Source organism: Roseomonas populi, from assembly GCF_024594815.1.
Taxonomy (GTDB): Bacteria; Pseudomonadota; Alphaproteobacteria; order Acetobacterales; family Acetobacteraceae; genus Roseomonas; species Roseomonas populi.
Genome location: NZ_JANJOU010000009.1, coordinates 154,316 through 167,622, shown reverse-complemented (window position 1 = coordinate 167,622; position 13,307 = coordinate 154,316). Strand labels below are relative to the sequence as shown.

Sequence of the window (13,307 nt, the reverse complement as noted above, 5' to 3'; positions counted from 1 at the left end):
CGGCGGCATAAAGGCCGCCCATGCCCTATCTCGCCGAGGCGATCCTCTTCCTCGCGCCCTTCGCCCTCTACGCGCTGTGGCTGCGCTTCAATCCCGGCCGGGCCGTGGGGGCGCACGTCATCGCCCTGGCCGTGGTGGGGCTCGTCATCGCGATCGGCGGGGCGATCATCTACGGGCTGTCTCGCGGGGAGAGCCCGACCACCCTCTACGTCCCCCCGCGCCTCGAGGCGGACGGCCCCGCCCGCCCCGTGCCGCCCGCGCGCGCGCCGTGAGCGACGATCTACCCGTCGCGCGGATCGCTCCCCCCGCTATCCTGGCCGATCCCGCCCCCGCCGCCGTGCTGGCGGCCCTGCCGGGCGGCCGCGCCGTGGGCGGGGCGGTGCGCGACGTACTGGCCGGCCGCCCCGTGGCCGATGTGGACGTGGCCGCGCCCTTCCCGCCGGAGGAGATCGCGGCCCGCCTGACGGCCGCCGGGCTGCGGGTCCATGAGACGGGGCTGGCCCACGGCACCGTCACCGCCGTCCTGGCCGGCCAGCCCGTGGAGGTAACGAGCCTGCGCCGGGACGTGGTGACGGATGGCCGCCACGCCGTGGTGGCGTGGACCACCAGCTGGCGGGAGGACGCGGCGCGGCGGGACTTCACCATGAATGCCCTCTCCCTCTCGGCCGAGGGCGAGCTGTGGGACTATTTCGGCGGGCGTGCCGATCTGGAAGCCGGGCGGGTGCGCTTCGTGGGCGACCCCGCGACGCGGCTGGCAGAGGACCATCTCCGCGCCCTCCGCTACTTCCGCTTCCAGGCCCGCTACGGGCGCGGCGATCCCGATCCGGCGGCGGTGGAGGCCATCCGCGGCGCCGTGCCCTTCCTCTCCCGCCTCTCGGTGGAGCGGATCTGGATGGAGCTGAAGCGCCTCCTCGCCGCGCCGGACCCGGCAGAGGCCGTGGCGCTGATGGAGGCCACCGGCGTGCTGCCCACCGTGCTCGGCCCCGCCACGCTCGGCGCCCCCGGCGTGCTGGGCGCCCTGGCGGCCATCGGCGCCCCGGCAGATCCAATGCTGCGATTCGATGCCCTGCTGACCCATGGCGCCGCCGAGGCCGCTCGGCGCCTGAAAGCTTCGGGCGAGGAGGTGGCGCGGCTGGTGGCCCGCTACCGCGCCGGGCACGACATCCTGCCGATCCAGCCCGCCATTGCGGTGGGCGGGCCGGATGACGACGCGCTGCGCCGCCTGCTGGCCGATCAACCACGCGACCGGCTGCTGGACGCTGCCTGGCTGCGGCAGGCGGTGAACCGCGCCTGGGGCTGGCAGGGGCCGGATGATCCTGCCTGGGATCGTTTCCGGGCGCGGCTGGCCGCCCTGCCGATTCCCACCTTTCCCCTGCAGGGGCGGGATGCGCTGGCGCTGGGGGTGAAACCCGGCCCTGAGATGGGACGGCTCCTGGCCGAAACGCGCCGCTGGTGGATGGAAGATGGCTGCACAGCGGACGCCGATGCGTGCCGGCGACAATTGGCAGAAATGATGAAGGCCATTCACACGAAGACGCTTCCGAAAATGTGATCCTTCGGGTTACGCATCATTCATAACCCGAATCCGAGGTTCGCCATGTCTCCTGCCCTGATCGTCTGGGCCCCCCGCGTTCTTTCCGTACTCCGGATCGTCGCGGCGCTGATCTTCCTGCTGCACGGCACGCAGAAGCTCTTCGCCTTTCCCGGGCCGCCGATGGGCGGCAACCTGCCACCGATCATGTCGCTCTACGGCATCGGCGCGATCCTGGAGCTGGTAGGCGGCATCCTGCTGCTGATCGGCGCCTTCACCCGCCCGGTCGCCTTCATCCTCTCCGGCGAGATGGCGGTGGCCTACTGGATGTTCCACTTCCCCCGGAACTTCTACCCCACGCTGAACGGCGGCGACGCGGCCATCCTCTACTGCTTCATCTTCCTCTACCTCGTCTTCGCGGGCCCCGGCCCCTGGAGCGTGGACGCGGCCCGTAACAAGGCCTGACCTGGCCGCCGGGGCGGAGCCTCCTTCCGTCCCGGCCCCTCGCGTCCACTGGCCATGGGCGGGTCCCCTGCGCTAACCGCCCGCCCATGGCCTCCCCTTCCAAGTCCCGGCGGATCGACCCCGAGGCGAGCCGCGCGCTGATCCTCCGCCTCTGGCGGGAGGAGGTGCGGCACCATCCCCGCCGGATCCTCATCGCCCTGCTCTGCACCGGCCTCGTGGCCGGGCTCACCGCCCTCTACCCCGTGGTGATCCAGCAGGCCTTCGACCTGTTTGCCGCCGGGGACCAGCGGATCGTCTGGGCCATGCCGCCCGCCATCATCGCGCTGACGGTCGCCAAGGCGCTGGCGCAGTACGGGCAGGCCGTCTCCATCCAGTCCACCGTGCTGCGGGTGATCGAGGGGCTGCAGAACCGCCTCTTCCGCGCGCTGACCCACGCCGACTTCGCCGCCGTCTCGCGGGAAGCCCCCGCCCGCCACGCGGCCCGCTTCACCGCCGATGCCGCCGCTATCCGGGAAGCGCTGACCAAGGCCATCAATGCCGTGGCGGACGTGTTGACGGTGGTGGGCCTCGTTGCCTCCATGGTCTGGCTGGACTGGAAGATGTCGCTGGTGGCGGCGCTGCTCTACCCCGTCGCGGTGGTGCCGATCCTGCGTCTGGGCAAGCGCATACGCCGCGCCTCCGGCGGCATGCAGGAGCGGGTGGGGGAGGCTGCGGCGACGCTGACGGAGAGCTTCGCCGCCGCCCGCGTGGTCCGCACCTACCGGTTGGAAGCGGCGGAGGAGGCGCGGGCCGCGCGGCTCTTCGCCAACCTGCGCGCCAGCCTGCTCTCCATTGCCCGCACCCGCGCGAGCCTGGACCCGATGCTGGAGGCGATCGGCGGCGTGGCCGTGGCCGCCATCCTCGCCCTCGTCGGCTGGCGGGTGTCCCAGGGGGAGGGGACGGTGGGCGAGTTCACCGGCTTCGTCGCCGCGCTTCTCATCGCATCCCGCCCCGTGCGCGCGCTGGGCAGCCTGAACGCGGCCTTGCAGGAAGGGCTGGCCGGGCTGTCCCGCGTCAACGCCGTGATCGACGCCCCGCGTCACGTCGAGGACCGCCCCGGCGCCCCCGCCCTGCCGCCCGGCCATGGCCGCGTGGCCTTTGAGGATGTGCGCTTCGCCTATGAGGACGGCCGCGTGGCGCTGGATGGCGTGACCTTCACCGCGGAACCGGGCCGCACCGTCGCGCTCGTCGGCCCATCGGGCGCGGGCAAGTCCACGGCGCTGGCCCTGGTGCCGCGCCTCTACGATCCCACCGCCGGGCGCGTGACGATGGACGGCGCGGACCTGCGCGACGTCTCGCTGGAGAGCCTGCGCGACGCCATCGCCTATGTCGGCCAGGACGCGGTGGTGTTCGACGACACGGCGCTGGCCAACATCGCCTGCGGCCGCCCCGGCGCCACGGCGGCGCAGGTGGAGGACGCCGCCCGCGCCGCAGCCGCGCACGACTTCATCACGGTGCTGCCGGAAGGTTACGGCACGGTGCTCGGCCCCGGTGGCGCGCGGCTCTCGGGCGGGCAGAGGCAGCGCATCTCCCTCGCCCGCGCCCTGCTGCGGAACCCGCGCGTGCTGCTGCTGGACGAGGCGACGAGCGCGCTGGACACGGCGAGCGAGGCGGCGGTGCAGGCCGCACTTGCGAGGCTGCGCGCGGGCCGCACCACGCTGGTGGTGGCGCACCGCCTCTCCACCGTGCGGGACGCCGACCTGATCGTGGTGATGGAGGCCGGCCGAGTGGCCGAATCCGGGACCCATGCGGAGCTTCTGGCGGCGGGTGGCCTCTATGCCGGGCTGGTCCGCGCCCAGGCCTTCGCGACCGCCTAAAGGGAAGAGAGATGCCGCAGACCGCCATCCGCTACGCCGCGCTGGAGCCGCGCCCCTGGGTGAACGGGCTCGGCATCTCGCGCGAGATCGCCTCTGGCGAGGGTTGGACGATCGCCGTCGCCGATCTCGGCACGGCTGCCGCCTTCTCCCACTTTCCCGGGCAGGATCGCGTCTTCACGCTGATCGAGGGGGAGGGCGCGACGCTCTCCTTCGCCGACCGGCCGCCGCTGCCCTGCCTGCCCTTCGTGCCCGCGGGCTTTCCTGGCGACGTGCCCTGCCACTACGAGCCGAGCGGCGGCGCGGCCCGCGCCTTCAACCTCATCGTCGGGCGCGGGCGCTTTGAGCCGCGCGTGGCCGTGCGGGGCTTGGCGGCAGGACAGGGATTGGTGCCGCCCGCCGGCGCGCTGGCACTTTACTGTGCCAGGGGCGCGGTGCGGATCGGCGATGCGCGGCTGGAGGCCGGCGACACGATGATGCAGCCCGGCGCCGCGGTGGCGGCGGACGGGCCGGCGATCGTCCTCCTCGTGGAACTGGGCTGAAGCGCCTCAGCCCTCGGGCTCGATCTTCGCCGTCTCGATCACGCTCTTCCACAGCGCGATCTCGCGCTCCAGGAAGGGCTTGAACTCCGCCTCGGGCAGCGGCGACGGCGTGAAGCCCGAGCCCTCATAGGCGTCCCTCACGCGCTGTGTCGCCAGCGCCTTCGCCGTCTCGGCCTCCCACCGGGCCAGGACCGGCGCGGGCAGGCCCGGCGGGGCGACGAGCCCGTACCAGTTGCTGACGTTGAAGTCGCCCACCCGGCTATCCAGCGTGGGCGTCCCCGCGCTGCGCGCCCAGGGCTCCGCCGTGGAGACGGCGAGGAGGCGGAGCGCGCCCTGCTGCACCAGCGGCCAGCCGGAGGCGTCGCTGAACCCCACATCCACCTGCCCCGCGGCAAGGTCCGTCAGCAGCGGCGTGGTGCCGCGATAGGGCACGTGCAGCATCGTCGCGCCCAGGCGGATGTTCAGCAGCTCCAGCGCCATGTGCGGGGAGGAGCCGACGCCGCCGGAGCCGAAGCGCACCTCCTGCGGTTTTGCGCGCGCCCAGGCGAGAAAGGCGTCGAGGTCCGCCACGGGCAGGTCCTTGCGGGCCACCAGCATCAGCGGGCTCGTCGTCAGGCGGGAGACATGCGTCATCGCCAGCGGCGGATAGGGCGGGCTGCGGCGCAGCAGCGGGCCGATGGTGATGTTGCCGGCGCTGGTGATGCCGAGCGTGTGGCCGTCCGGCGCCGAGCGGAACACCTGCTCGATCCCCAGCGCGCCGGCCGCGCCCGCGCGGTTGTCCACCACGACCGGCTGCCCCAGGGCGGGCGAGACCACCTCGGCCAGCACGCGGCCCACCAGGTCCAGCCCGCCGCCCGGCGGGAAGGGCACGATGATCCGCACCGCATGGTCCAGCGCCCAGGGAGCCTGGGCATTGGCCACGCGCAGCAGCGCGGGGGCGGCAAGCAGGCTGAGGGCCGCCCGCCGGGTCAGGGCATGGGTCATGATCGTCTCCGGGATCAGGCGGGAAGGGCCACGGTGCCGCGCGCCGCATGGGCGGGGCGGGGCAGGCCGAGATGCTCGCGGAGCGTGGCCCCCGTGTAGGCGGTGCGGAACAGGCCGCGCCGCTGCAGTTCCGGCACCACCAGTTCGCAGAAGGCCCTGAAGCCCTCGGGGAAGGTCGGGGGCATCACGTTGAAGCCGTCCGCGCCGCGCTCCTCGAACCATTGCTGCATGTCGTCGGCCACTTCTTCCGCGCTGCCCACGACGATGTGGTGCCCGCGGGAGACGGCGATGCGCTCGTAGAGCTGGCGGATGGTCAGGTTCTCGCGCCGGGCGAGGTCGGCGATCACCTTCAGCCGCGCCTTGCCCACATCCGTGTCCGGCAGATCCGGCAGCGGCCCGTCCACGTCATAGGGCGAGAAGTCGAAGCCGCCCGTCAGGAAGGAGAGGATGGAGAGGCCAACATCGGGGTGAAGCAGGCGTTGCAGCTCCGCCATCCGGTCCTCTGCCTCCGCCCGCGTGCGGCCGACGACGGGGAAGAGGCCGGGCATCACCTTCACCGAATCCGCGTCCCGCCCATGGGCGGAGAGCCGCGCCTTGATGTCGGCGTAGAAGGCCTGCGCCTCCGGCAGGGTCTGGTTGACGGAGAAGATCACCTCCGCCGTGCGCGCGGCCAGGTCACGCCCCGCATCGGAACCGCCGGCCTGCACCAGCACGGGATAGCCCTGCGGCGGGCGGGAGAGGTTCAGCGGGCCCTTGACCGAGAAGTGCTCGCCCTTGTGCTCCAGCACGCGCAGCTTCGCAGCATCGAAATAGACGCCGCTCTCCTTGTCCTTCAGGAAGGCGTCGTCCTCGAAGCTGTCCCACAGCCCCTTCGTCACCTCCACGAACTCGGCCGCGCGCTTGTAGCGATCGCCATGGGCCAAGTGGCTTTCCCGCCCGAAGTTCCAGGCCTCATTGGCGTTGGAGGTGGTGACGATGTTCCACCCCGCCCGGCCGCCCGAGACATGGTCCAGCGTCCCGAAGCTGCGGGCGGTGTGGTAGGGCTCGGAATAGGTGGTGGAGCCTGTGGCGACGAGGCCGATCCGCTCCGTCACCATCGCCAGTGCGGAGAGGAGCGAGATCGGCTCCAGGATGTGCTCGCGCGTCGTGCGGCGCACCGCGGGCCAATCGGTCTGCGGCACGCAGTTGTTGTCGGCCAGGAAGAGCATGTCGAAGCGCGCCGCCTCGGCCTGCCGGGCGACCTCGGCATAGGCGCGGACGTCCATCGGCATCCCCGCCCAGGCATCCGGGTGGCGCCAGCCCGCGATGTGATGGCCGGTGGAGAGCAGGAAGAGGCCGAGGCTGATCTGGCGGGGCGTTGGGGCGGTCATGGCACGTTCCGGTCGGGGGGCTGCAAGGCCCACGATGAACGCCCACCCCGATGGCCGGTCTCGCGCCGCCTATTTCACGGGTTGATTTAGTGCCTCATATGGTTTTTGCAAATCGGCACGGGGATTGGGGCGGCTATTCCCGCCGCAGCACCCCGTCCACCAGCCGGTCGGCCCAGGGGCGGCTGCGGAAGTCGGCGCGCAGCCCGGCCTCGTCGTACTCGTCCCGGACCCAATCCAGGAACGGCAAGCGGCCCTCCGCCCGGCGCGCGTAGAGCCGGAAGAAGGCGTCCAGGATGCCGGTGCGGGAGGCGGAGACGTGGCCGTGGCGCCAGTGAAGCTGCGCGAGGGCATCCGCGCTCGTCCCTCCCCAGAGCAGGAGGTAGAGGCCGGCCGCCAGCCCGGTGCGGTCCGCGCCGGACTTGCAGTGGAGCAGGGCGGGCTCCTCCATCTCCGCGAAGATCCCGGCCAGGCGCAGGATGCGGTCCCGGTGCGGGGCGCCGCGGCTCTCGAAGGGCGCGTCGATATGGGTGAGGCCAAGCCGCGCGGCCTCAGCGCGGGAGAGGGCGTCGGAGCCGCAATCCACCCGCTCTCCGCGGAGATTGATGACCGTCCGCAGCCCGAAGCGCCGCGTCGCGCTTCGCAGTTGCCAGGGGGAGGGGTGGTTGGAGCGGTAGAGCCGCCCCGGCACCACCACGCCCCAGTTGCGCCAGCCCTGGCGAAGGATGGCGTGGTCCACGAAGAGGCTATTCATCACCGCGGCCCGGCGTCCGGCGGGGGTCGTCAGGTCATATTGGGCGCGGGGGGGCATAGGGCGGGAAATAGGGCGGGGAGGGCCGAAAGGGCAACGCCGGGGGAAACATCCCTCGCCGCCGGGACGTTAATCGCCCTCTGACAGATGAAGAGGAGGCCCGCCATGTCGTCCAAAGCCCACATGCCGCCGGTTCCGCCCGAGAACCAGGCGCCCCATCACGGCGGCAGCACCCCGGGCCAGGGGGAGGTGAACCCGAAGGAGGCCAAGAACACGGCCGCCAACCGGGGCAAGTACGATCCGGGCCAGCAGGGGACGACCGGCAGCACCGGCATCAACACCCACCACCAGGGTTATCAGCAGGATCGTTGAGCCATGGTCAAGGGAACAGAGAACAAGGAAAACGCCGGCGGCGGCCCCGGCAGCAGCCATCAGGGCGGCAGCCACGGCGAAGCTCACCGGGAGAAGGGCAAGACCGTGCCCGGCCCGGCGACCAACAGCGACAAGAGCCAGGTCTCAGGCGGTGGTGGTGAGCGCGACAGCCACCACACCCATGATCCCGAGAAGAAGGGCGACCGCACGGGCTACTGAGGCCCGTCACCGATGATCCGGACAAGGGGCCGGGGCGGCAGGACCGCCCCGGCCCCTTTCTCAACCTGCCCTTCTCAGTCCGCTCGGGCGCCGGTGATCCGGACGGCCTCCTGCCACATCGGCCGCTCGCGCTTGCCGCGCTCCACCGCGCCCTCCGGCGTGGACCAGAGCAGCTTCGTGCCGGCCTGGAGCGAGCGCCGCTGCACCGCCGGGTCCTCCGCCACCGCCTTCAGGGCGGCGTTCATCCGGTCCACCGCCACCTTCGGCGTGCCGGCAGGGGCAACGAGGGCGGCCCAGGAGGTGATGACGAAGTCCGGCATTCCCGCCTCCGCCATGGTCGGCAGGTCCGGCAGGCTCGGCCAGCGCTCCGCGCCCGTGACGGCGAAGGCGCGCATCCGGCCCTCCTGGATGATGGGGATGTAGGAGGCCAGGTTGTCGATCGCGCAGGTCAGGTCGCCCGAGAGCATGGCAGGGGTGATCTGCGCCGCGCCGCGAAAGGGCACGTGCTCCGCGTTCAGTTTCAGGCGGCTGGCGAAGAGGCCGCCGGAGAGATGCGCCGTGGTGCCCACCCCCGGGCTGCCGTAGCTGATGCCCTGCGGCCTGTCCCGCGCCCAGGCGATGAACTCCTGCAGCGTCCTCGCCGGGCAGTGCGCGCTGCTGACGACCACCACGTTCGGCAGTTCATAGGTCAGGGCCACCGCGATGAAGTCCCGGTCGATGTCCCATGGCATGCGGGAATAGAGGAACTGGTTGATCGAGAACTGCCCGATCGTGGCCATGCCGAAGGTGTAGCCATCGGCCGGCGCCTTCGCGACCGCGTCCATCCCGATGTTGCCGCCCGCGCCCGGCCGGTTCTCGACGACGATGCTCTGGCCCAGCCGGGCCTGGAGCTGCTCCCCGTAGATCCGCGTCATCACGTCCGTGGAGCCGGCGGGGGGGAAGGGGACGATGAAGCGGATGGGCCGGCTCGGCCATTCGGCCGACTGGGAAAGGGCGGGGGCGATGGCGGGCAGGGCCAGCCCGGCCCCGAGAAGGGTGCGGCGCGCGATCATGGAAGCTTCCCTCGGACGTCTCTCGTTGCCCCGACTGTGCCAGTCCGTTACCGGGCCGTCCAAGTCTCACGGGGCCAGGGTAGGCGGGGTATGCATTTCAAACGCAAGAAGCCGAAGAGCGCCCGTGCCGGCTGCCTCCTGTGCAAGCCGCACAAGGCCAATGGCTGCTGCCCGCCCTGGCGCGACATGACCTTCGGGAACCGCAAGCGCCACGAGGCAGGGCGGGAGCAGTTGCGTTGCGCCGGCCTTCCCGATGGAGGCCGCTAGGGCGGTTCGCTGCAGGCAGCATCGCCCAGCATGCGCGGGGCTGCTCTGGGTGGAGTCGCCTCAGGGCCAGCGCACCTCCGGCGGCATGGACATGAGGATGGCCTCCACATTGCCCCCCGTCCGCAGGCCGAAGAGCGTGCCGCGGTCGTGCAGCAGGTTGAACTCCACGTAGCGGCCGCGGCGGACCAGCTGGTGGTCCCGGTCGGCCTCCGTCCAGGGCTCGTGCATGCGGCGCCGGACGATGGCGGGATAGGCGGAGAGGAAGGCCTCGCCCACGTCCTTCGTGAAGGCGAAGTGGTCGGGCAGGCGCGATTCGTCCGGGTCTTCACGGCCCAGCCAGTCGTAGAAGATGCCGCCCAGCCCGCGCGGCTCGCCCCGGTGGGGCAGGAAGAAGTACTCGTCGCACCAGGCCTTGAAGCGCGGGTAGTAACCGGGATCGTGCTTCTCGCAGGCCGCGCGGAAGGCGGCGTGGAAGGCCGCCCCATCCTCCTGGGACTCCGCCGAATCGGGGAACATCGGCGTCAGGTCCCCACCCCCGCCGAACCAGGCGCGGCTGGTGGTGATGAAGCGCGTGTTCATATGCGCGGCCGGCACCTTGGGGGAGCGCATATGGGCCACCAGCGAGACGCCGGTGGCCAGGAAACGCGGATCCTCCTCCGCCCCCGGGATCTGGCGGCGGAATTCCGGGCTGAACTCGCCATGCACGGTGGAGACGTTCACGCCCACCTTCTCGAAGACCCGCCCCTTCATCACGGACATGACCCCGCCGCCGCCTCCCTCCCTCTGCCAGGGCGTGCGGGCGAATCGGCCGGGCGCCATCCCGGCATGGGGGCCGGTGGTTCCCTCGTCCTCGATCGCCTCGAAGGCGGCGCAGAGCCGGTCGCGCAGCCCCTCGAACCAGGCGCGGGCGGGCGCGGCGAGCGGGTGGTCGGCCGGGCCGGGGCGATCGACGGGAGCGGGCGAGGGAAGGGGATGTGTCATTCTGGCCATCGCGACGTTGCGGCGGGGGGACGTGCCGTTGCCACCCCGCGTTTCACACCGTTATATGGCGGCATCGACGGCTTGGCATGGCGCAGCCCGCGCGTGCCGGGCCTGCGCCCCGTACCCGGCCCGTCAATCCGGTCCGGCGGGGGAGGAAGCAACCGCCCGCCCGGCGCTCGGGACGGGAACGGAGAACAGGACGAGCGATCGAATGGCCGATGTGCTGGCTTCCCCGCCGAAGACGAGTCCCTCCGAACCCGGTCCGCGCCATGCCGATCCCGCCGGCACGGTGCACGAGGGGGAAGGGCCGGTCCGCCGGGACTTCCTGAAGCTCGCCGCCGGCTCCTTCGCGGCCGTGGGCGTGGGCGTGCTCGCCTGGCCCTTCATTCACTCCATGAACCCGAGCGCCGACGTGCTCGCCCTCTCCTCCACCGACGTGGAGCTGGCCCCCATCGCGGAAGGGCAGGCCATCACGGTGATGTGGCGGGGCAAGCCGGTCTTCGTGCGCCACCGCACGGCCAAGGAGATCCAGGAGGCGCGCTCCGTCAACGTCGGCGAGCTGCGCGACCCGGCGCCGGATTCGGCCCGCGTGAAGCCCGGCAAGGACCAGTGGCTGATCGTGATCGGCGTCTGCACCCATCTCGGCTGCGTGCCGCTGGGCCAGAAGCCCACGGACCCGCGCGGCGACTATGACGGCTGGTTCTGCCCCTGCCACGGCAGCCACTACGACACGGCCGGGCGCGTGCGCCGCGGGCCGGCGCCGCTGAACCTGGCCCTGCCCACCTACGCCTTCACCTCCGACACCCGCGTCCGGATCGGCTGAGGAGAGACACCATGGCCGAGGGCCTCCACGACTCCGACGTTTCGAACCCCGTCCTGCGCTGGATCGACCGGCGCCTGCCCGTGATCTCCATGGTGCAGCGGGAATACGGCACCTTCCCCACGCCCCGGAACTTCAACTACTTCTGGAACTTCGGCGCGCTGGCGATGATCAACCTGGTGATCATGATCGCCACGGGCGTGATCCTCTCCATGCAGTACGCGGCGAACACGGGGCTCGCCTTCGACAGCGTCGAGCGCATCATGCGCGACGTGAACTACGGCTGGCTGCTGCGCTATGCCCACGCCAACGGCGCCTCGATGTTCTTCATCGTCGTGTACATGCATATCTGGCGGAACCTGTACTACGGCTCCTACAAGACGCCGCGCGAGCTGCTCTTCATGATTGGCGTGGTCATCTTCATCCTGATGATGGCCACCGCCTTCATGGGCTATGTGCTGCCCTGGGGCCAGATGTCCTTCTGGGGCGCCACGGTCATCACCAACCTCTTCTCGGCCATACCAGTGGTCGGCCAGCACATCGTGACCTGGCTGTGGGGCGGCTTCTCGGTGGACAACCCCACCCTCAACCGCTTCTTCTCGCTGCACTACCTCCTGCCCTTCGTGATCACGGGCGTGGTGTTCCTGCACATCGCCGCGCTCCACATCACCGGCTCCAACAACCCGCTGGGCATCGAGCCGAAGGGGCCGAAGGACACCATCCCCTTCCACCCCTACTACACGAGCAAGGACAGCATCGGGATCATCGTCTACCTAATGGTCTTCGCGATCCTGGTTTTCTTCATGCCCAACTACCTCGGGCACCCCGACAACTACATCCCCGCCAACCCGCTGGTGACGCCCGCGCATATCGTTCCGGAATGGTACTTCCTGCCCTTCTACGCGATCCTGCGCGCGGTCCCGAACAAGCTGGGCGGCGTGGCGATGATGGGCGGCGCGCTGGTCATCCTCTTCTTCCTGCCCTGGCTGGACTCCTCGCCGGTGCGCTCCATGCGCTTCCGCCCGATCGCGAAGTGGGCCTTCCTGCTCTGGTCGGTGAACTTCGTGGTGCTGGGCTGGGTGGGCGGCAAGCCGGCCGAGCAGCCCTACATTCTCATCGCCCAGATCTGCTCTGCCTACTACTTCGCCTACTTCCTGGTGATCCTGCCGCTGCTGGCGAAGATCGAGCGCCCGCTGCCCTTGCCCGAGAGCATCGCGGCCTCGGTCCTCAAGCACAGGGGCGGAGGACCACTGCCCTCCGGCGCCACCGCCAAGCCGATGGAGAAGGCGTGATGCGCCGTAGCGTTTCCACCCTGAAGGCGGCGGTGCTGCTCAGCGCCCTCGCCCTGGTGCCCGCGGGCGCCATGGCCCAGGGGCATGACGAGATCCACCTGCCCGACACGAAGTTCTCCTTCGAAGGGATCTTCGGCACCTTCGACCGCGCCTCCGCCCAGCGGGGCTTCCAGGTCTACAAGGAGGTGTGCTCGGCCTGCCATTCCATGCGGCACCTCTCCTACCGCCACCTGCGGGGGATCGGGCTGACCGAGGGGCAGGTCGCGGCGCTCGCCTCCCAGTTCCAGGTGCAGGACGGGCCGAACGACAATGGCGAGATGTTCGAGCGCCCCGCACGCGCCTCGGACCATTTCCGCCGGCCCTTCCCGAACGATGCCGCGGCGCGCGCCGCCAACAACGGCGCCCTGCCGCCTGATCTCTCCGTGATGGTGAAGGCGCGCGAGGGCGGGGCGGACTACATCCATGCCCTGCTGACCGGCTACGCCGACCCGCCGCCCGGCGTCACGATTGCCGAGGGGATGCACTACAACAAGTACTTCCCGGGCCATCAGATCGCCATGGCGCCGCCGCTGAACAGCGAGGGCCAGGTGACCTACGCGGACGAGACCAAGTCCACGGTGGACCAGATGGCGACGGATGTGAGCACCTTCCTCGCCTGGGCCGCGGAGCCGGAGCTGGAGCAGCGCCGCGCCATGGGCGTGCGCATGATCATCTACCTGGCGATCCTCGGCGGCCTGGTCTTCGCGGTGAAGAAGAAGATCTGGGCGCGGCTGCACCAAAGAGAGCCGGCCCCCTGAACGGAGCGGCCAAC

15 protein-coding genes are annotated in these 13,307 nt (G+C 71.0%); 10 read left to right on the top strand and 5 right to left on the bottom strand.

Annotated features, from left to right (window positions below; translation table 11 throughout):
* Positions 1-20 precede the first annotated feature (20 nt).
* The 5 genes from NRP21_RS13095 (at position 21) to NRP21_RS13075 (ending at position 4,391) form a co-directional block, all read left to right on the top strand.
* Positions 21-272 carry a hypothetical protein gene (locus NRP21_RS13095; RefSeq protein WP_257716648.1) on the top strand — a complete coding sequence of 84 codons (252 nt, stop codon included), beginning with the start codon at positions 21-23 and terminating at the stop codon, positions 270-272.
* Positions 269-1,552 carry a CCA tRNA nucleotidyltransferase gene (locus tag NRP21_RS13090; protein ID WP_257716647.1) on the top strand — a complete coding sequence of 428 codons (1,284 nt, stop codon included), beginning with the start codon at positions 269-271 and terminating at the stop codon, positions 1,550-1,552. Before NRP21_RS13095 ends, NRP21_RS13090 begins: the two co-directional genes overlap by 4 nt.
* Before the next feature lie 45 nt (positions 1,553-1,597).
* Positions 1,598-1,996 (top strand): DoxX family protein, encoded by a 399-nt coding sequence (locus tag NRP21_RS13085; protein ID WP_257716646.1) that lies wholly within the window; start codon positions 1,598-1,600, stop codon positions 1,994-1,996.
* 86 nt (positions 1,997-2,082) lie between these two features.
* Positions 2,083-3,852 carry an ABC transporter ATP-binding protein gene (locus tag NRP21_RS13080; protein WP_257716645.1) on the top strand — a complete coding sequence of 590 codons (1,770 nt, stop codon included), beginning with the start codon at positions 2,083-2,085 and terminating at the stop codon, positions 3,850-3,852.
* Positions 3,853-3,863: 11 nt separating this feature from the next.
* The gene (locus NRP21_RS13075; protein ID WP_257716644.1) at positions 3,864-4,391 is read left to right on the top strand and encodes a HutD/Ves family protein; all 528 of its coding nucleotides are present in this window, start codon (positions 3,864-3,866) and stop codon (positions 4,389-4,391) included.
* Positions 4,392-4,397: 6 nt separating this feature from the next.
* Here the strand turns inward: NRP21_RS13075 and NRP21_RS13070 are convergent, their stop codons facing one another.
* The 3 genes from NRP21_RS13070 to NRP21_RS13060 form a co-directional block, all read right to left on the bottom strand.
* Complete coding sequence (locus NRP21_RS13070) at positions 4,398-5,375, bottom strand: Bug family tripartite tricarboxylate transporter substrate binding protein (RefSeq protein WP_257716643.1); 978 nt, start codon at positions 5,373-5,375, stop codon at positions 4,398-4,400.
* Positions 5,376-5,389: 14 nt separating this feature from the next.
* Positions 5,390-6,745 carry an LLM class flavin-dependent oxidoreductase gene (locus tag NRP21_RS13065; RefSeq protein ID WP_257716642.1) on the bottom strand — a complete coding sequence of 452 codons (1,356 nt, stop codon included), beginning with the start codon at positions 6,743-6,745 and terminating at the stop codon, positions 5,390-5,392.
* 133 nt (positions 6,746-6,878) lie between these two features.
* The gene (locus tag NRP21_RS13060; RefSeq protein WP_257716641.1) at positions 6,879-7,496 is read right to left on the bottom strand and encodes a tyrosine-protein phosphatase; all 618 of its coding nucleotides are present in this window, start codon (positions 7,494-7,496) and stop codon (positions 6,879-6,881) included.
* Positions 7,497-7,658: 162 nt separating this feature from the next.
* Here NRP21_RS13060 and NRP21_RS13055 point away from each other — a divergent pair, with 162 nt between their 5' ends.
* Both NRP21_RS13055 and NRP21_RS13050 read left to right on the top strand, forming a co-directional pair.
* Positions 7,659-7,865, top strand: a complete 207-nt coding sequence (locus NRP21_RS13055; protein WP_257716640.1) for a hypothetical protein — start codon at positions 7,659-7,661, stop codon at positions 7,863-7,865.
* Between the two features lie 3 nt (positions 7,866-7,868).
* Positions 7,869-8,084 carry a hypothetical protein gene (locus tag NRP21_RS13050; protein WP_257716639.1) on the top strand — a complete coding sequence of 72 codons (216 nt, stop codon included), beginning with the start codon at positions 7,869-7,871 and terminating at the stop codon, positions 8,082-8,084.
* Between the two features lie 74 nt (positions 8,085-8,158).
* Here the strand turns inward: NRP21_RS13050 and NRP21_RS13045 are convergent, their stop codons facing one another.
* Together NRP21_RS13045 and hemF are read right to left on the bottom strand one after the other, a co-directional pair.
* On the bottom strand, positions 8,159-9,136 hold the full coding sequence (locus NRP21_RS13045) for a Bug family tripartite tricarboxylate transporter substrate binding protein (protein ID WP_257716638.1): 978 nt from the start codon (positions 9,134-9,136) through the stop codon (positions 8,159-8,161).
* Between the two features lie 327 nt (positions 9,137-9,463).
* Entirely contained in the window at positions 9,464-10,384 is a 921-nt protein-coding gene (hemF, locus tag NRP21_RS13040; protein WP_257716637.1) for an oxygen-dependent coproporphyrinogen oxidase, read from the bottom strand.
* A gap of 211 nt (positions 10,385-10,595) precedes the next feature.
* On the opposite strand from hemF, the gene petA reads away from it, so the two are divergent.
* Genes petA through NRP21_RS13025 form a run of 3 tightly spaced genes read left to right on the top strand, consistent with a single transcriptional unit; the run spans position 10,596 to position 13,293 of the window.
* Entirely contained in the window at positions 10,596-11,207 is a 612-nt protein-coding gene (gene petA / locus NRP21_RS13035) for a ubiquinol-cytochrome c reductase iron-sulfur subunit (RefSeq protein ID WP_257716636.1), read from the top strand.
* 11 nt (positions 11,208-11,218) lie between these two features.
* Positions 11,219-12,496, top strand: coding sequence for a cytochrome b (locus tag NRP21_RS13030; protein ID WP_257716635.1), 1,278 nt, complete (start codon positions 11,219-11,221; stop codon positions 12,494-12,496).
* Positions 12,496-13,293, top strand: coding sequence for a cytochrome c1 (locus tag NRP21_RS13025; RefSeq protein WP_257716634.1), 798 nt, complete (start codon positions 12,496-12,498; stop codon positions 13,291-13,293). The genes NRP21_RS13030 and NRP21_RS13025 overlap by 1 nt, the downstream gene beginning before the upstream one ends.
* The last annotated feature ends 14 nt before the right edge of the window (positions 13,294-13,307 follow it).

Excerpts from the sequence above, each read along its gene's own strand:
- NRP21_RS13085 (WP_257716646.1), top strand. The coding sequence starts at position 1,598 with ATGTCTCCTGCCCTGATCGTCTGGGCCCCCCGCGTTCTTTCCGTACTC.
- NRP21_RS13030 (WP_257716635.1), top strand. The coding sequence starts at position 11,219 with ATGGCCGAGGGCCTCCACGACTCCGACGTTTCGAACCCCGTCCTGCGC.
- petA (WP_257716636.1), top strand. The coding sequence starts at position 10,596 with ATGGCCGATGTGCTGGCTTCCCCGCCGAAGACGAGTCCCTCCGAACCC.
- NRP21_RS13095 (WP_257716648.1), top strand. The coding sequence starts at position 21 with ATGCCCTATCTCGCCGAGGCGATCCTCTTCCTCGCGCCCTTCGCCCTC.
- NRP21_RS13070 (WP_257716643.1), bottom strand. The coding sequence starts at position 5,375 with ATGACCCATGCCCTGACCCGGCGGGCGGCCCTCAGCCTGCTTGCCGCC.
- NRP21_RS13055 (WP_257716640.1), top strand. The coding sequence starts at position 7,659 with ATGTCGTCCAAAGCCCACATGCCGCCGGTTCCGCCCGAGAACCAGGCG.
- NRP21_RS13045 (WP_257716638.1), bottom strand. The coding sequence starts at position 9,136 with ATGATCGCGCGCCGCACCCTTCTCGGGGCCGGGCTGGCCCTGCCCGCC.
- NRP21_RS13080 (WP_257716645.1), top strand. The coding sequence starts at position 2,083 with ATGGCCTCCCCTTCCAAGTCCCGGCGGATCGACCCCGAGGCGAGCCGC.
- NRP21_RS13050 (WP_257716639.1), top strand. The coding sequence starts at position 7,869 with ATGGTCAAGGGAACAGAGAACAAGGAAAACGCCGGCGGCGGCCCCGGC.
- NRP21_RS13025 (WP_257716634.1), top strand. The coding sequence starts at position 12,496 with ATGCGCCGTAGCGTTTCCACCCTGAAGGCGGCGGTGCTGCTCAGCGCC.
- NRP21_RS13065 (WP_257716642.1), bottom strand. The coding sequence starts at position 6,745 with ATGACCGCCCCAACGCCCCGCCAGATCAGCCTCGGCCTCTTCCTGCTC.
- NRP21_RS13075 (WP_257716644.1), top strand. The coding sequence starts at position 3,864 with ATGCCGCAGACCGCCATCCGCTACGCCGCGCTGGAGCCGCGCCCCTGG.
- hemF (WP_257716637.1), bottom strand. The coding sequence starts at position 10,384 with ATGACACATCCCCTTCCCTCGCCCGCTCCCGTCGATCGCCCCGGCCCG.
- NRP21_RS13060 (WP_257716641.1), bottom strand. The coding sequence starts at position 7,496 with ATGAATAGCCTCTTCGTGGACCACGCCATCCTTCGCCAGGGCTGGCGC.